This window comes from Streptococcus australis ATCC 700641, assembly GCF_000186465.1.
GTDB classification, from domain to species: Bacteria; Bacillota; Bacilli; order Lactobacillales; family Streptococcaceae; genus Streptococcus; species Streptococcus australis.
Window position 1 is genome coordinate 14,009 of sequence record NZ_GL636091.1, and the last position, 16,533, is coordinate 30,541.

The 16,533-nt window shown below is 42.5% G+C and carries 15 protein-coding genes; 2 read left to right on the forward strand and 13 right to left on the reverse strand.

Annotation, left to right across the window (positions count from 1 at the left end; all coding sequences use genetic code 11):
- Window position 1: 1 nt before the first annotated feature.
- The 6 genes from sufD to HMPREF9421_RS00090 all read right to left on the reverse strand — a co-directional run bounded on the left by sufD (window position 2) and on the right by HMPREF9421_RS00090 (window position 7,131).
- Window positions 2-1,264: a Fe-S cluster assembly protein SufD gene (gene sufD / locus HMPREF9421_RS00065; protein ID WP_006594964.1), complete on the reverse strand. Its 1,263-nt coding sequence runs from the start codon at window positions 1,262-1,264 to the stop codon at window positions 2-4.
- Between the two features lie 41 nt (window positions 1,265-1,305).
- Window positions 1,306-2,076 carry a Fe-S cluster assembly ATPase SufC gene (gene sufC, locus HMPREF9421_RS00070; protein WP_006594965.1) on the reverse strand — a complete coding sequence of 257 codons (771 nt, stop codon included), beginning with the start codon at window positions 2,074-2,076 and terminating at the stop codon, window positions 1,306-1,308.
- An 86-nt stretch (window positions 2,077-2,162) separates the two neighbouring features.
- Window positions 2,163-3,320 carry a glycosyltransferase family 4 protein gene (locus HMPREF9421_RS00075; RefSeq protein WP_006594966.1) on the reverse strand — a complete coding sequence of 386 codons (1,158 nt, stop codon included), beginning with the start codon at window positions 3,318-3,320 and terminating at the stop codon, window positions 2,163-2,165.
- On the reverse strand, window positions 3,317-4,063 hold the full coding sequence (gene mecA / locus HMPREF9421_RS00080; RefSeq protein WP_006594967.1) for an adaptor protein MecA: 747 nt from the start codon (window positions 4,061-4,063) through the stop codon (window positions 3,317-3,319). Before mecA ends, HMPREF9421_RS00075 begins: the two co-directional genes overlap by 4 nt.
- A 164-nt stretch (window positions 4,064-4,227) precedes the next feature.
- Window positions 4,228-5,064 (reverse strand): undecaprenyl-diphosphate phosphatase, encoded by an 837-nt coding sequence (locus tag HMPREF9421_RS00085; RefSeq protein WP_006594968.1) that lies wholly within the window; start codon window positions 5,062-5,064, stop codon window positions 4,228-4,230.
- A 159-nt stretch (window positions 5,065-5,223) separates the two neighbouring features.
- On the reverse strand, window positions 5,224-7,131 hold the full coding sequence (locus HMPREF9421_RS00090) for a DUF2207 domain-containing protein (RefSeq protein WP_006594969.1): 1,908 nt from the start codon (window positions 7,129-7,131) through the stop codon (window positions 5,224-5,226).
- Window positions 7,132-7,251: 120 nt separating this feature from the next.
- On the opposite strand from HMPREF9421_RS00090, the gene HMPREF9421_RS00095 reads away from it, so the two are divergent.
- Together HMPREF9421_RS00095 and HMPREF9421_RS00100 are read left to right on the forward strand one after the other, a co-directional pair.
- On the forward strand, window positions 7,252-8,814 hold the full coding sequence (locus HMPREF9421_RS00095) for an ABC transporter substrate-binding protein/permease (protein ID WP_006594970.1): 1,563 nt from the start codon (window positions 7,252-7,254) through the stop codon (window positions 8,812-8,814).
- Complete coding sequence (locus HMPREF9421_RS00100; RefSeq protein ID WP_006594971.1) at window positions 8,814-9,554, forward strand: amino acid ABC transporter ATP-binding protein; 741 nt, start codon at window positions 8,814-8,816, stop codon at window positions 9,552-9,554. The genes HMPREF9421_RS00095 and HMPREF9421_RS00100 overlap by 1 nt, the downstream gene beginning before the upstream one ends.
- Window positions 9,555-9,748: 194 nt before the next feature.
- Here the strand turns inward: HMPREF9421_RS00100 and HMPREF9421_RS00105 are convergent, their stop codons facing one another.
- The 7 genes from HMPREF9421_RS00105 to HMPREF9421_RS00135 form a co-directional block, all read right to left on the reverse strand.
- Entirely contained in the window at window positions 9,749-9,964 is a 216-nt protein-coding gene (locus HMPREF9421_RS00105; RefSeq protein WP_006594972.1) for a capsule biosynthesis transcriptional regulator, read from the reverse strand.
- Window positions 9,965-10,073: 109 nt separating this feature from the next.
- Entirely contained in the window at window positions 10,074-10,961 is an 888-nt protein-coding gene (locus HMPREF9421_RS00110; RefSeq protein ID WP_006594973.1) for an SPFH domain-containing protein, read from the reverse strand.
- Window positions 10,962-11,022: 61 nt separating this feature from the next.
- Complete coding sequence (ilvA, locus tag HMPREF9421_RS00115) at window positions 11,023-12,273, reverse strand: threonine ammonia-lyase IlvA (protein ID WP_006594974.1); 1,251 nt, start codon at window positions 12,271-12,273, stop codon at window positions 11,023-11,025.
- A gap of 215 nt (window positions 12,274-12,488) precedes the next feature.
- Window positions 12,489-13,511: a ketol-acid reductoisomerase gene (gene ilvC / locus HMPREF9421_RS00120; protein WP_006594975.1), complete on the reverse strand. Its 1,023-nt coding sequence runs from the start codon at window positions 13,509-13,511 to the stop codon at window positions 12,489-12,491.
- Between the two features lie 67 nt (window positions 13,512-13,578).
- Window positions 13,579-14,055: an acetolactate synthase small subunit gene (gene ilvN / locus HMPREF9421_RS00125; protein ID WP_006594976.1), complete on the reverse strand. Its 477-nt coding sequence runs from the start codon at window positions 14,053-14,055 to the stop codon at window positions 13,579-13,581.
- Entirely contained in the window at window positions 14,048-15,748 is a 1,701-nt protein-coding gene (locus HMPREF9421_RS00130; RefSeq protein ID WP_006594977.1) for an acetolactate synthase large subunit, read from the reverse strand. The genes ilvN and HMPREF9421_RS00130 overlap by 8 nt, the downstream gene beginning before the upstream one ends.
- 185 nt (window positions 15,749-15,933) lie before the next feature.
- Entirely contained in the window at window positions 15,934-16,533 is a 600-nt protein-coding gene (locus HMPREF9421_RS00135) for a response regulator transcription factor (protein ID WP_006594978.1), read from the reverse strand.

The window sequence follows — 16,533 nt, forward strand, 5'->3', positions numbered from 1 at the left end:
TTTATCTCTTCAATAATTTATCTTCAATGGTTTGGATCATTTCTTCACGAACTTCTTTGACTGGAATCTCCACGATCACTGATCCAAGGAACCCACGAACCACTAGGCGTTCTGCAGTTGCCTGATCCAAGCCACGGCTCATGAGGTAGTACATGTCTTCTGGATCTACCTGACCGATAGAAGCTGCGTGACCTGCAGTCACATCATTTTCATCAATCAAAAGAATTGGGTTGGCATCGGAACGAGCTTGGTCAGAAAGCATTAACACACGGCTTTCTTGTTGGGCATCTGCCCCTTTTGCTCCCTTAATAATGTGGCCAATCCCGTTGAAGGTCAAGGTTGCCTTTTCAAGAATGACACCATGTTGGAGAATGTTCCCTACCGAATTGCAACCATAGTTGGTTACGCGGGTATCAATCCCTTGTACCTGACGACCACTAGATAGGGCTACGACCTTCAGGTCTGCATGGCTGCCGTTTCCTATCAAGTCACTATCAAAGTCAGCAACGACATTTCCTTCGTTCATGACACCGATTGCCCAATCAATGCTAGCATCCTTGCCTAGTTTCCCACGGCGGCTAATATAGGCAGTGACATTCTCACCAAGACGATCAATCGCAGCAAACTTCACTTGCGCACCTGAACGTGCAATCACTTCTACTGTGATATTAGCAGTTGCCTTGGCACTACCTTCTCCACGTGACTCTAACCGTTCAAGGTAACTAATCTTACTGTTCTTACCAGCGATAATCAAGATGTGCTTGTTAAATGGCACATCGCTATCACTATCCTGGTAGAAGACACCCTCGATTGGCTCCGCGATTTCTACATGATCTGGAATATAGAGAACAGCTCCACTATTGAAATAAGCTGTGTGGTAGGCTGCCAACTTGTCATCATCATATTTAACGGATGACATGAAAAATTCCTCTACGACCTCTGGAATTACTTCCAGGGCTGAGTGGAAGTCTGTAAAGATGACTCCCTGGTTGGCCAAGTCAACTGGAATCTGTTCAAATACTGTATGAGTTCCATGCTGAACCAATTTTAATTGATTGTCAATCGCAGTGAAGTCTGGCACAGCAGTGAGTGGCTCACTTTCTGTGATTGTTCCATCGCCGAGATTCCAACGATGAAATTTCACGCGTTCAATCACAGGTAGTTCTAAGTCATCAATTTTATCAAAAGCCTTCTGGCGCAAGTCCTGCAACCATTGGGGCTCTGCATGCATTTCTGAAAAAAGTTTGATATTTTCTTTGGTCATTTACTCCTCCTCAAAGATCCTGTTCAGTTTTGGACACAAGATTAGAGTTCTTCTTTGTAGTCGTAACCTAACTCTTCTGCTAATTTCGCGTATCCTTCACGCTCCAAACGCACAGCAAGCTCAGGACCACCTGAAAGGACGACACGACCTTCCATCATCACGTGAACCACATCAGGAGTAATGTAGTTTAAAAGACGTTGGTAGTGGGTAATGATCATGGCACCAAAATCTTCGCCACGCATTTCATTGACCCCTTTTGAAACCACTTTAAGGGCATCGATATCCAAACCAGAGTCAATCTCATCAAGGAGGGCAAACTTCGGTTCCAACATCAACAATTGCAGAATTTCATTGCGTTTCTTCTCACCACCTGAGAATCCTTCGTTCAAATAGCGTTCTGCCATTTCTTCCTTCATATTGAGGAGTTCCATTTTCTGGTCCAATTTTGTGATAAAATCACGAACAGAAATTTTTTCATCCTCTTCTTTGCCAGCATTCATGGCTGCACGAAGGAATTCAGCATTGGTAATTCCTGGAATTTCTGATGGGTATTGCATAGCCAAGAAAAGGCCCATGCGAGCACGTTCATCCACTTCCAATTCAAGGATATTCACTCCATCAAATAGAATTTCACCCTTAGTCACTTCATAGTTTGGATTTCCCATGATGGCTGCAGATAGGGTTGATTTCCCTGTCCCGTTAGGTCCCATGATGGCTGCAATTTCCCCTGTTTTAAGGGTCAAGTTCACGCCTTTTAAAATTTCCTTACCTTCAATTTCTACATGAAGATCTTTAATCTCTAATACTGACATTTGTATTCCTTTCTGCTATAGAGTTTTGTCTTATCTAGTATAACAAAAAAAAGCCTAAAAGGCTTTTCTGGTGTTTAGAATCGTTCTTATTTAGTTTTGTTTTTTCTATTTTGTCGAACTTCCTCTCGATAGGCAGAATTTCCTATATAGCGTAAGCAATTGAGGAGCGGACTATGGTTCGGACCTAGGACTCCAATCAATTCTGCTAATAATTCAACTCCTAATACCAAACCGATGACAAGCAGAACGCCACCAATACGAGTCGAAATATTCAATAGAAGAGAAATCATAGCAAAAATCATCGAAATTCCATAGATGACCAAGACAGTTCCACGATGCGTTAAGCCCAAAGAAAGTAGGCGATGGTGCAAGTGATTCCGGTCTGGGGCATAGAACTTCTGGCCAGAGAGAGTCCGACGAACAATCGCTAAAAAGGTATCCGTAATGGGAACTCCTAAAATAATCATCGGCGTAACAACCGCAACTGCCGTCGCATTCTTAAGACCTTGCAAGGACAAAACAGCGATCATAAAACCAATGAAGAGGGCTCCTGTATCCCCCAAATAAAGAATCGCTGGATGATAATTAAAGGGGAAGAAACCAGCAATGGCCATGACTAAGACAAAAATCGTCATAGTCAGAAAGAGATTGGGCACTGGGAGAAAGAAATGAGAAACAATCCCCATCGTCACCAAGGAAATAATCGAAACCCCACTGACCAGGCCATCCAAACCATCAATCAAATTGACTGCATTGGTAATCGAAATGATCCAAATGACTGTTAAAATATAGGACAACCAGGGATCAAAATGAAGAAATGGCCCTCCAAAAGGGATCTTGAAATCATTTAAGCGAAAATCTGTAAAGAACCAGATCACACTGGCCCCTAGGAAAATCCCCAGCATCTTTAACCGCGGTGATAATTCTTTTACATCATCGATTAAACCAGTCAGGCCAATGATCCATCCTCCAACAACAACTGGTAAAGTATAGGTCAGATAAGATGTCTTGGCTACATAGCCTTTGGTAATCATCGGTAGCAATACCACGGTTGCAATGGTAAAAGCAAGAAGAATGGCTAATCCACCAGCGCTGGGCATGGGTTTCTTATTGATTCGCCGTGCGTTCGGATAATCGACTGCATCTATTTTAAAGGCCAGTAACCTTACAAAGGGAGTTAGAATCAAACTGATCAAAAAAGTTGCAATCAGGACCAGGATAAATTGTAATGGAAAAGTAATCATACCAAATTGACCTTTTGTAGTTCGTGAATAGCATCTGAAACGAGCAAGAGATGACCGTGTTCCTGGAGGACAGCTCTAGTAGTATCTGTGTCTTCCGCATATTCACGCATGGTTGCCAAGAGCCAACCTGGATAATCCTGCGGGCACCCTTCCAAATCAATCAAGACGGTTAAATAGTAAACCCCGTCCATTTTATAAAGTTCCGAAGTCTCAACCGCATAATGAACTGTTTTTGTAAACCGAATCACTTCTTCTAACTGAGAAAACTGGAGGATATAATAAATATACCGTGTATCTACTGGATGATTCGGCGTATCTTCTTCTGAAAGCTGATTCTCATCAGCCAATTCCTCAGCTTCTAAATGACGGATAGCATCGCCGTCTCCCTTACTCTTTTCAGAGATGGTTTTTTCCAAGGTCTTGATAAATTCGTCTGGAGACATTTGCGACAATTCTTCCATATCAGGCAAGTCGGAAAAATCTTCAAAATTTAGATGCTGATCAATTTTTGATTTGGTCACAAACACATCGAGCTTATCCGGCTTAGGAGTCACTCGGAAACTCAACATGCCACTGTCTAAGAAGCTTTCTGGCATTTCCAATTCATCCAAGATGGTATAGAAAAATTCTTCTGTTTTTTCTTGAGGCACCAAAAAATCGGCCATTTCCATGCCTCGTTCTTCTAAATCCTCTAATTGAATCGTGATTTTAATGGTTGAATCACTGATTTGCTTCATCTTCATGACTGCACCTCATACTGTTAGTCTTTCTATTATACTAAAAAGGGACATATTTTTCAAAACATGACCCCCACCTCAGATATGAAAAAACCTAAAACAAAAGAGCACTTCCTCCCCCCTCAAACATAGCCATTTGAAGAGAAAGAAGAAGCACTCCTATCTCATGATTAGATAAAGATTTTAATTACTGCATAGACCAGCAAAATCGCTCCCAAAACAATCCGATATTTTCCAAAAACCGTGAAGTCATGAGTTTTAACATAATCTGTCAAGAAGCGAATTGCTACCATACTGACTCCGAAGGCAACTGCCATAGCGACCAAAAGGATCGTCCCTTGGCTGAAACTTAAAGCATTTCCTCCCAAGACAAACTTAGCGACCTTTAATAGGCTAGCTCCAAACATGGCAGGAATCCCCAGATAGAAGGTAAATTCTGTCACAACAGAACGGCTAACTCCATTGACCAAACCACCTACAATCGTTGCACCTGACCGACTGGTCCCTGGGAAAAGTGACAAGACTTGGAACAAACCAATATAGAGAGCAGTCTTATAAGGCAACTTGTGTAATTCCGTCACTTCTGGTTCTACTTGCTCTCGTTTTTCAAGGTAAATAAAGGCCCACCCATAGGTGATCAGCATGATGGCTACAGAAAAAGAGTTATGAAAATGAGCTTCAAACCAATCATCCAATTTAAAAACAAAGAGCAAAGGCAGGGTCGCTACAGCAACCTTGGCCCACAACTGCCAAGTCCGTCTCACCTCTTTTTTCGATTTTCCAGGCTTAAAGGGATAAAGCTTGTCGAAGTAAATCACGACGACGGCCATAATAGCACCAAGCTGAATAACGACATTAAACATCTCCATAAAGGCAGGGGTTTGATCCTTAAACTGGATAAAGTCTTGGATCAAAATCAAATGACCTGTACTTGAGATTGGAAGCCACTCGGTGACTCCTTCAACGATTCCAAAAAGAATCGCTTTTATCACTTCAATGATAAACATCTTCTTCTCCTAAACTTACATTTGCTATATTATAACACATTTCTAGCCATAGAACCAGATGCGCTTGCAAGGATGCATAGACTAAAAAAAGTGAGGTAGATCCTACCTCACTTCTATAAAAGTGTAACTACAACTGTGGCTAGCTAGCACTTTTCGACTCTAAAAAGCACCGAAGCCACCGCCGCCACCGCCACCAGAGAAGCCACCACCAGAACTACCACTTGAAGACACTGTAAAATGACTAGCAGTTGTCGCGGTCGTTCCATAAGTAGATAAGAGATGGCTGGAATGGATCAGATTACTACGAAATGGAGTGTAGACATAGGCATCCATACTTGGGTTGTCTAGGTGGATTTGACGAAGCTTCATCACTTTACTTACTTGATCTGCAAAACCAAACAGAGTAGCATAGACTAATAAGCGATTCCATAAAACCAGCGATTGAACTTCTGCTTCTTCCAAATGAGCGATATCCCGCAACATATTACGGAAGCTATCCCAGTAATAGCGCTGTTCTGCACCGAGGTCCGTTGGGAATCCATCCCGTCGATAGAGGGTGAACTTCCCTTGGAAGGATGCCGGAAGAATCCACATTACCAACACATAGATCACACAAAAGATAGAGAGCCAATTCAAGATGAAATAAGCAATTAGACCGGCTACCAAAGCAATGCCCCACGCAGCCCATCCAAAGAAGAGACACATACGGCCTGCACGTTCCTCCCCTGCCTCTAAAGGACGGTAGTAAGGAGAAAGGGCAAAGGTTTGGATCTTTTGTTGAACTGCCTGAGCGACACGAGAAATCGCTGCATCAATCCGATCTTGCGCTTGTTTTCCTCGCTTGCGAATGGCATCTTGCTCTTTCTCAGAGGCATATTTATAGAGAGAATCTGAAATTTCATAATCTGAAAACAAGTCATCTGTTCTACAATATTTTTGAGAACCGAAAGCAAGTCTAAGAAACTCGCGCTCAAATTCATCCAATGTATCTTCATTTTGAATGGTTAAAACTGTATGAGTGTCGTATTGCTCACAGATGATATTTTTTCGATCAATAAAATCAAGTAAGGTTGCTTGCACCAACTGATCAAATTTAAAGGCGCCCCGAGCATGTTTTTTGGTTGGAGAAATCTCATCTAGCTCTGTAGAGTATACAATCGAGGCCATTAGTAGAGGCGCAACGTCATTTGGAATCTCATACAAGCGGCTATTTTTTGGGAAAACTCTGGTAGAAGTCACAGATTGCATGAATCGATGACGATAATAAATAGCAAGAAGAAGGATGAACAGAATAAGGATTGGGAGTAGGACCTTCATAAATAGGCGAATCCAGGTCCGTTTTTGAACAATTCCTGCTTCCGTCCGATGATAGTTGGACTCCTCCATCAAACCTGTATCGCGATAGGATTCCCCAAAGGAAGCTACATCCGATTTCCGCCAGTAAGCATAAATCTCAACACCTTCTTTTCGTTTCAGATTCTCTAGAGTAGCCTTATAGTTTGCTTCTTCTTTCTGAACAGTTGCCTCAGCCCCCATATAAGCCGTATGGATATTCAGTTCCGATTTCGAGGCAGGCGCGGCAAATTTCGGGATAACCTGTAACTCCACTTTTTTGACCTCTTGATCCCCATCACTAATTGGTTTCCAGTTCAATAATAGGATATCTTGGTGAACATAGAGCAGGTTTTTTAAGCGCCAGGTAACCTTTATCTTGACAGTATCCCCTGCACTTCCGCCGTTATAAATCTTCACCTGATAACCATCGCCTAAATTATGAACTTCTGGTTCTTGCGACAAGGTTCTACCTTCCACTTCCACCAAAGGAGGAATTACTATTTCAAAACCTTGAGGCATTTTACCCGCACTTCCCAAGCTGACATATTGACCATTATAGGAAGTTGTAAAATGATAGACCAATTCTTCCTCATAGGTAGCATCGTCCCAAGTTTCCAAGGTAAGAGTCCCTCGATAAGACTGAACCTCATAGGAAGGACCATCCGCTTTTACAAAACCTGTTATAAATAGACAGGCCATCACTGCTAATAGAACATACAGAATTTTTTTCATTTCCCCTATACTCCTTTGGTTTATTATAGCATTTTTTCATGAAAAGGTTATCAGGTTTGAAAAGTAGACCAATTTCCTGTACAATAAGATGATACTATTTATAAAGGAAGAGGAGACTACATGAAAAAAACAATTTATGCTCTCTTTACCGGACTACTTTTGTGTCTGGGAATGAGCCATATTGTCAAAGCAGATGAGTATCTCCGGATTGGAATGGAGGCTGCGTATGCTCCTTTCAACTGGACTCAAGAAGATGATTCAAATGGAGCCGTAAAGATTGATGGCACCAATCAATATGCCAACGGGTACGATGTTCAAATCGCCAAAAAGGTTGCTGAGGGACTAGGTAAAAAACCTCTAATTGTAAAAACATCTTGGAACGGTTTAATCCCTGCCCTCACTTCTGGGAAAATCGATATGATTATCGCTGGGATGAGTCCTACTGCCGAGCGTAAGAAAGAAGTCGCTTTCTCTAATAGCTACTATACCAGTGAGCCGGTCATGCTGGTGCGTAAAGACGGAAACTATGCGAATGCCACTAGTCTAGATGACTTTAAGGATGCAAAGGTCACCTCTCAACAAGGGGTCTACCTCTACTCTCTTATCTCCCAACTCAAGGGTGCAAAACAAGAAACTGCAATGGGAGACTTTGCTCAAATGCGTCAAGCTTTAGAATCCGGCGTTATCGATGCCTATGTTTCTGAGCGTCCAGAAGCCTTGACAGCTGAATCCGCTAATTCAAAATTTAAGATGATCCAATTCAAAAAAGGTTTTGAAGTTGGGGAGGAAGATGCAACCATCGCTATCGGGATGAAGAAGGGTGACACTAGAATTGACCAAGTCAATGCGGCACTAGCTAAGATTTCATCTGAAGACCAAGTCAAACTCATGGATGATATGATCAAGAAACAACCCGCTTCCAGTGATGCTAGCGATGATGAGCAGACTTTCTTCAGCCAAATGATGAAGATTTTGAAAGATAATGGCCCACAGTTCTTACGTGGAACTGGTATGACCCTCCTCATCTCCATGACAGGTACTATTGCTGGTTTGATCATCGGTTTGTTAATCGGTGTCTTCCGGACTGCTCCTACATCTAAAAACAAGGCTCTCGCTGCCTTGCAAAAATTCTTTGGTTGGTTCCTCAATGTCTACATTGAAATCTTCCGTGGAACTCCGATGATTGTTCAATCCATGGTTATTTTCTACGGATCCGCCCAAGCCTTCAACATCTCCTTGGATCGTACCTGGGCAGCCATCTTTATTGTTTCGATCAATACAGGGGCTTATATGAGTGAGATTGTTCGGGGAGGAATCTTAGCAGTGGATACTGGCCAGTTTGAAGCAGCTACTGCTCTAGGAATGACCCATGGACAAACCATGCGCAAGGTCGTCCTTCCTCAGGTGGTGCGTAATATCTTGCCAGCAACAGGTAATGAATTTGTTATCAACATCAAGGATACATCGGTCTTGAATGTTATCTCTGTGGTTGAACTCTACTTTACAGGAAATACGGTCGCAACTCAAAACTACCAATACTTCCCAACCTTTACTATTATTGCGGTTATTTACTTTATCCTGACTTTCACTATCACCCGTATCCTTCGTTACATCGAACGTCGCTTAGATTCTGATACCTATACAACTGGTGCCAATCAAATGCAAGTCAAAGAGGTGAAATAATGGCAGAAAAAATACTTGAAATCAAACACTTAAAAAAATCCTACGGTCAAAACGAAGTTTTGAAGGACATCTCTCTTTCTGTTGAGAAGGGCGAAGTAATCTCTATCATTGGGAGCTCTGGTAGCGGAAAATCTACCTTCCTTCGCTCCATTAATCTCTTAGAAACGCCGACTGATGGAGAAATCCTATACCGGGGGCAAAACGTTCTCGATCCAGATTACGATCTCACCCACTATCGGGAAAAATTGGGCATGGTGTTCCAAAGCTTTAATCTCTTTGAAAACTTAAATGTCTTAGAAAACACCATTGTCGCTCAGACAACTGTCCTAAAACGGGACAGAGAAACGGCAGAGAAAATTGCTAAAGCGAACTTGGAGAAAGTTGGCATGGGAGAACCTTATTGGGCTGCTCGTCCAAAACAACTTTCAGGAGGACAAAAGCAACGGGTAGCTATTGCTCGTGCTCTCTCTATGGATCCAGATGCCATTTTATTCGATGAGCCAACCTCAGCTCTGGACCCTGAAATGGTCGGAGAAGTTCTTAAAATTATGCAAGACTTAGCCAAAGAAGGCTTAACCATGATCGTGGTCACACACGAAATGGAATTTGCACGAGACGTCTCAAGTCGTGTGATCTTTATGGACAAGGGGGTCATCGCTGAACAAGGTAATCCGAAAGAAATCTTTACCAATCCAAAAGAAGAACGGACGAAAGAATTCTTACAACGTTTCTTAAACTAAAACAAACTCCCTCACTGGAAATCCTTCCGATGAGGGAGTTTTTTAATACCATCAATTGAAAGTATGATTCCACACATAAACTGGTTAAAATCCTTTGATAGATATGAAGAAAGCTAGTGATACTTTCCTACGATATCTTGATTTATACTATATAAAAAGAAGGGAAGCTTTTTCCCTTCTTTTTATATGTAAGTTTAATTTTCGAATTTTTGATGATTCTTATCATAAAAATCGATCAAGCCAAGCGCAGTTTCAAACGAGATGTTCTTCACTTTTGCACGACCTTGCGCAAGTGCAATGATAGACATTTCACGGGCGTTTGTTTCTTTACTAATACGATAGCCAGTGATCTTTTTATCACGTACCCAACCAACAACTGATTCCACTTTTTCGAAGTTCGATTTAGCCATGATTCTTCTCCTATATTATTATTTCCAATACTAATATAAAATTTTTTACATATTTTGTCAACCATAATAGCTGAAAATACGAACAATTTTAAAAAAGTCAGATATTTTGTTACTTAGCTTTTAAAGCTGAGAGGATTTGGGTGCGAATATTCTCTACGCCATCCGGATTTGCTGGCAAGAAGAGGGTATTGGTGCCTTGTTTTTCTGCAAAATTATTCAAAGTATCCAAATATTGGTTGGTCAAAAGAATCGACATGATCTGTTCTTCTGTCAAATTCACATTGGTGTCTTTCAATTCCTTGATAGAATCTGCCAAACCATCTACAATGGCCTTCCGTTGCTCTGCAATACCGACCCCGTGAAGGCGATCTTTTTCAGCTTCTGCTTCGGCTGCGGTAACAATCTTAATCTTATCAGCTTCAGCCAATTCTTGGGCAGCCACACGTTTCCGTTGAGCAGCGTTGATTTCATTCATTGACTGCTTCACTTCAGCATCTGGTTCAACTTTAGTAATCAAGGTTTTTACGATAATGTAACCATAGGTTGACATTTCTTCAGCTACTTGTTTTTGAACCTCAAGGGCGATTTCATCTTTTTTCTCGAACAATTCATCCAAGGTCAACTTTGGAACAGATGAGCGCAAGGCATCTTCGATGTAAGATTTGATCTGAGCTTCTGGGCGCATCAATTTGTAGTAAGCATCCGTTACATTGTTTTCGTTTACGCGGTATTGTGTCGCTACATTCATGGTAACGAATACGTTATCCTGTGTCTTAGTTTCGACCACAATCTCGCTTTGCAAGAGACGTAATTGCACACGCGCCGCAATTTTATCGATTCCAAATGGTGCACGGACATGAATCCCACTGTTGCTGATCTTTTGATAGCGTCCAAAACGCTCAATAATCGCAACAGATTGTTGTTTCACCACATAGAGCGAGCTAATGAATACAGTAGCTCCGACTAATAGAATAGCCAATAGAAAAATCCAAATCATTTCCTGATTCTCCTTTATATTTTATTTACTTTTTAGAAGTGATTCTTTGTTAAAGAATCCATCATACCAACATGTTATAGAGGGTTTCATTTCCATTTAAGTTAATGAAAGAAGGGTCGAATTGTTCAATCCGATTGATCAGTCCTGCATAGTCATGCTTATCTGCCAAAGCGACACCAATCAAGACTGGCCCAGTCCCTTTACTTGCCCGTTTGATGTACTCAAACCGCGTGATATCGTCATTTGGACCTAAGATATCATTTACAAACTCTCTCAAAGCTCCTGGACGTTGCGGGAAGTTGACGATGAAGTAGTGTTTGATACCATCATAGATCAAGGCCCGCTCTTCCATCTCTGGCATCCGGTTAATGTCATTGTTCCCACCAGAAATCACACAACAAATGGTCTTCCCTTTGATATACTCTCTCAACACTTCCAAAGCTGCAACACTGGCAGCTCCAGCTGGTTCTGCAACCAAACCTTGCTTAGAATATAGATCAATCAAGGTCTCAGAGATCAAGCCCTCGTTGACGCCAATCAAGGTCTCAACATTTTTTTTCGTTGCTTCATAAGTCAACTGACCAACCTTTTGAACAGCAATCCCATCCGCAAACTTATCAATCTGTTTGAGTTTTACTGGACCTCCGGCTTCAAAGGCTGCCTTCATCGACCGAGCGCCATCTGCTTCGATCCCAATCACCTCGATTTCCGGCGCTTGTTCCTTAATGTAGGTGGATACTCCAGCGATGAGACCACCCCCACCAACTGGTACTAAGACAGCATCAAAATCAATTGACTCTTTTTTTGCTTCCTCAAGAATTTCATAGGCTACAGTTCCTTGACCCGCTTGGACATTGGCATCATCAAATGGATCAATGAAGGTACAGTTTTTAAGCTCGGTATATTCCTGCGCCGCCTTAGAAGAAGCATCAAAGGTATCTCCTACTAATTTAATGGTCACATACTCTCCACCGAAGAAACGAACCTGGCTAATCTTTTGCTGAGGTGTCGTAATCGGCATAAAGATGGTCGCTGGGATTTTCATTTCCCGGCAGGTGTAGGCAACTCCTTGAGCGTGATTGCCCGCCGAGGCACAGACTACTCCTCGCTCTCTCTCTTTCTCATTCAACTGAGAAATCGCGTAGTAGGCTCCACGAATCTTAAAGGAACGAACACGCTGAGCATTTTCCTTCTTTAAGTAGATTTTCGCTCCATACTTTTCGGATAAATAATGATCATAATCTAAGGGAGTCTCAACAACCACACCCTTTAAGACCTTGTGGGCTTTTATGATATCTTTCGATGTTATCATAGTCTTCCTCTTCTTCTCCTTATTTCATCTAATTATATCAAAAGACTGCAAAAATTTCAGCGTGTTTTCCAAATTTTCAGAAAAATCACCCAAAATGCTCGATATGGCACGTCTCTTCATACAGATTCTGCTAAATGGTTGAAAATACCTTCCAATCCATCTCTGCTATTGATGAAAAAGAAGTTGGGATTTCTCCCAACTTCACCATCACCTCATTAGTTATAGATTTTAAAGGCGTCGTCATCATTTTTTCCAACGAATGGCATTGCTTTACGCAATTCAGCACCAACTTTTTCGATTTCAAGGTTAGCCGCTTGTTCACGGTAAGCAGTCAATTTTGGACGACCAGCTTTGTAGTCGTTGACAAAGTCATTAGCAAATTTACCATTTTGGATGTCCGCAAGAACGGCTTTCATGTTTTCTTTCACTTGCTCAGTAATGACACGTGGACCTGACACGTAGTCACCGTATTCAGCAGTGTTTGAAATTGATTGACGCATTTTCTTGAATCCACCTTCGTAGATCAAGTCAACGATGAGTTTCATTTCGTGAAGTACTTCAAAGTAAGCCAATTCTGGAGCGTATCCGGCTTCCGTCAAGACTTCAAAACCTGCTTCGATAAGGGCAGTCAAACCACCACAAAGAACGGCTTGTTCACCAAACAAATCTTCTTCCGTTTCTTCTTTGTATGTTGTTTCCAAAAGACCAACGCGTGCTGAACCAACACCTTTACACCAGTCCATAGCGATGTTTTTGGCATTTCCTGTAGCATCTTGGTAGACAGCGTAAAGTGCAGGAACACCAAATCCTTCTTCATACGTACGGCGAACCAAGTGACCTGGTCCTTTAGGCGCACACATGAAGACATCAACATCTGCAGGAACTTTAATGAATTCGAAGTGGATGTTGAAACCATGTGCAAATCCAACAGCATTTCCAGCTTCCAAGTTTGGCGCAATTTCTGCTTCGTACAATTCTTGTTGGATTTCGTCTGGAGCCAAGATCATGATGACATCAGCCAATTTAGTTGCTTCTGCTACTGTGTAAGTATCAAAACCATCTTCTTTTGCTTTGTCAAAAGATTTACCTGGACGTACACCGATGATCACATCATGACCTGAGTCACGCAAGTTTTGAGCATGGGCATGACCTTGTGATCCATAACCGATAACGGCGATTTTTTTACCGTCAAGTGCTGCTACTTTTACATCTTTTTCGTATTCCATTTGAACTGCCATAGTTTTTTTCTCTCTTTTCTATTTTTATTGCCTCTTAGGCGGTAGTAACTATTTTGAATAGTAGGCTTTAATCGCGGGTAAAGCCAGTCGCACCCGTCCGTGCAACATTCTTAATCCCATAAGGACGAATGACACGCAAGAGAGCTTCGTTCTTCTCTGCATTTCCTGTCATCTGCACGGTGATGGAGCTTGGAGCCACGTCTACCACAGTCGCGCGGAAGGGCTGGATAATGGCTAGCAATTCTGCCCGTTTCTCTGCAGGCGCTGAGACCTTGATCAGAATCACTTCACGCTCGAGGTGAGGTTTATCTGTAATATCTCGAACGCGAATCACATCGACCTGACGGTTGAGTTGCTTGATGATTTGTTCCACTTCATCATGAGACGCGACGTCAATGATAATAGTAATCCGTGACACATTGGGATTTTCTGTCGCCCCTACCGAGATACTCTCAATGTTGACTTGGCGTCTAGACAAGACACCAGTAAAGCGATTGAGAACCCCAGACCGGTTTTGAAGTTTGGCTGTTAACATTCTACGCATTAAACTTCACCCCCAACATCTCATGATTGCTCTTACCAGCTGGTACCATTGGTAAAACGTGCTCTTTCCGAGAAATGTCGATCTCGATGAACATTGGTACATCTTCGGTAATAACTTCCAAATCCTTCTCTAAGGTTTCGGGATTATCAAATTTGTAATTCTTAATCCCATAGGCTTGCGCCATCAATTGGAAGTCTGGCAAGGTTTCAAAGACAGACTCTGATGTTCGTCCATCATAGAAGGCTTCTTGCCACTGCCGAACCATTCCAAGTGAATGGTTGTTGAGCATGATGACCTTGATTGGGATCTTGTAAACATTCAAGATTGCCAATTCTTGGTTGGTCATCTGGAAGCCACCATCTCCGACAAAGAGCACGACTTCTTTATCTGGATTGGCAATCTTAGCACCAATGGCGGCTGGCACACCGAATCCCATGGTTCCTAGACCACCAGAAGTCACCAACTGCCGTTCGTTTTGGTACGGGTAGTACTGAGCAGCCCACATTTGGTGTTGGCCAACGTCTGTCACGACGATGGCATCCCCCTTGGTCAACTCACCCACGCGTTCAATAACTGCTTGGGGTTGGACCACGCGTTCTTTCTTATCGTAAGAACGAACCCGATTTTTATCTTGGGTAACCTTCTCAACCCATTTCTCCGTATTGGTATGAACCACTGGCTCTGCTAACAACTGTTTTAAGGCTTTTTTGGCATCGCCAACGACTGGAATATCGACTGCAATGATTTTACCGATCTCTGCTGGGTCAATATCAATGTGAGCGACTTTGGCATTCTTCGCAAAGGTCTTTGGATTTCCCGTCAGACGATCATCAAAACGACAACCGATGCTAATCATGAAATCTGCTTCTGTCATAGCAATGTTGGCCGCAAAAGAACCGTGCATGCCTCCCATCCCAAGGAAGAGAGGGTGGTTGGTTGCAATCGTTCCCTGTCCTAGAAGACTAGTTACCACAGGAATCTGATAGCGTTCTGCCAAGGCTACCAATTCATCCGCCGCTTCTGCATAGCTGACGCCACCTCCAACCAAGAGGACTGGTTTCTTAGCCTTGCCAAGTTGCTTCAAGATTTTCTTAATCTGTAATTCATTTGGTTCAATAGTCGGCTGGTAACTTGGAATGTTAATGGCCGGATTGTAAATATAATCAGTTTCTAGGGCAGAGACATCTTTTGGAAGGTCAATGACGACGGGGCCTGGACGCCCAGTTGTCGCAATATGAACTGCTTCCGTGATAACCCGTGGAATATCCGCTGTCTCACGTACTTGGTAATTGTACTTGGTAATCGGCATGGTAATCCCAACAATATCTGCCTCTTGGAAGGCATCCTTCCCGATCCCAGAACGGTTGACCTGACCAGTAAACACAAGAAGAGGAACACTATCACTCATGGCATCCGCAATCCCTGTAATGGCATTGGTTGCTCCAGGTCCACTTGTGACGACGGCCACACCCAGCTTCCCAGTTGATTTGGCATAGCCTTCAGCTTCATGCAAGCAGCCTTGTTCATGTCGGCCAAGAATGTGTTTGATCCCTTTAAAACTATAAATAGCATCATAAAGGGGCAAAACCGCTCCACCTGGGTAGCCAAAAATGGTATCAATCCCAAGATCTCGAAGCGTTTCTAGCACAAGCTCTGAACCTGTCTTTGCAGTTTCTAAGGTAATTTTCTCCATGTCTCTCCTTTCTGTTTCTTTGATTATCAAATGAGCATGCTACTATCATACCATTTTTGGAAAATAATTCAAGTAAAAATCACAAATTTTCTGAATTTTCTATCCAAATCCGATTAATGAGAGTTGTCCTAAAAAAGAACAATCCAATCAAAAAAGTCTCTAGGAATCCTAGAAACTTTGCTTGCTTATAGCCATCCCTTTTCTTGGGCTATCTTTGCTGCTTCCGTCCGGTTTTCTGCATCCAATTTAGTTAGAATGCCTGACATATAATTTCGGATGGTCCCGTTAGAGAGAAATAAACGATCAGCAATTTCTTGGTTGGAAGCTCCCTTTGCAACTTCTTTTAGGACCGCTTGCTCCTGAGAGCTTAGAGGATTGGGATGGGCCAGGATTCCCTCCATTAATTCAGGAGAATATTCTTTTTGCCCTGCCAAAACTGTATGCAGGGTCCTCATCAAGTCCGTGATGCGTCGCTCTTTTAGAACATAGGCATCGACTCCGGCCTTGAGGGCCCGCTCAAAGTAACCCGGCCGCTTAAAGGTGGTAACGATGACAACCTTGAGTTGGGGTTGTTGACTTTTGGCCCATTCCAACACTTCTAGCCCTGTTTTGATTGGCATCTCAATATCTAAAATAGCAATATCAACTGGATGGGTTTCGAGTAAGCGAATGGCTTCTTGCCCATCTCCAGCCTGCAAGACTTCTTCTACATCCTCTTGCAAAAGCAGGAGCTGGCAGAGGGCATCGCGCAACATACTTTGGTCTTCTGCAACTAATAAGCGCAT

Coding starts and splice junctions, on each gene's coding strand:
- sufD (WP_006594964.1), bottom strand. CDS start 1,264: ATGACCAAAGAAAATATCAAACTTTTTTCAGAAATGCATGCAGAGCCC.
- sufC (WP_006594965.1), bottom strand. CDS start 2,076: ATGTCAGTATTAGAGATTAAAGATCTTCATGTAGAAATTGAAGGTAAG.
- HMPREF9421_RS00075 (WP_006594966.1), bottom strand. CDS start 3,320: ATGATTACTTTTCCATTACAATTTATCCTGGTCCTGATTGCAACTTTT.
- mecA (WP_006594967.1), bottom strand. CDS start 4,063: ATGAAGATGAAGCAAATCAGTGATTCAACCATTAAAATCACGATTCAA.
- HMPREF9421_RS00085 (WP_006594968.1), bottom strand. CDS start 5,064: ATGTTTATCATTGAAGTGATAAAAGCGATTCTTTTTGGAATCGTTGAA.
- HMPREF9421_RS00090 (WP_006594969.1), bottom strand. CDS start 7,131: ATGAAAAAAATTCTGTATGTTCTATTAGCAGTGATGGCCTGTCTATTT.
- HMPREF9421_RS00095 (WP_006594970.1), top strand. CDS start 7,252: ATGAAAAAAACAATTTATGCTCTCTTTACCGGACTACTTTTGTGTCTG.
- HMPREF9421_RS00100 (WP_006594971.1), top strand. CDS start 8,814: ATGGCAGAAAAAATACTTGAAATCAAACACTTAAAAAAATCCTACGGT.
- HMPREF9421_RS00105 (WP_006594972.1), bottom strand. CDS start 9,964: ATGGCTAAATCGAACTTCGAAAAAGTGGAATCAGTTGTTGGTTGGGTA.
- HMPREF9421_RS00110 (WP_006594973.1), bottom strand. CDS start 10,961: ATGATTTGGATTTTTCTATTGGCTATTCTATTAGTCGGAGCTACTGTA.
- ilvA (WP_006594974.1), bottom strand. CDS start 12,273: ATGATAACATCGAAAGATATCATAAAAGCCCACAAGGTCTTAAAGGGT.
- ilvC (WP_006594975.1), bottom strand. CDS start 13,511: ATGGCAGTTCAAATGGAATACGAAAAAGATGTAAAAGTAGCAGCACTT.
- ilvN (WP_006594976.1), bottom strand. CDS start 14,055: ATGCGTAGAATGTTAACAGCCAAACTTCAAAACCGGTCTGGGGTTCTC.
- HMPREF9421_RS00130 (WP_006594977.1), bottom strand. CDS start 15,748: ATGGAGAAAATTACCTTAGAAACTGCAAAGACAGGTTCAGAGCTTGTG.
- HMPREF9421_RS00135 (WP_006594978.1), bottom strand. CDS start 16,533: ATGCGCTTATTAGTTGCAGAAGACCAAAGTATGTTGCGCGATGCCCTC.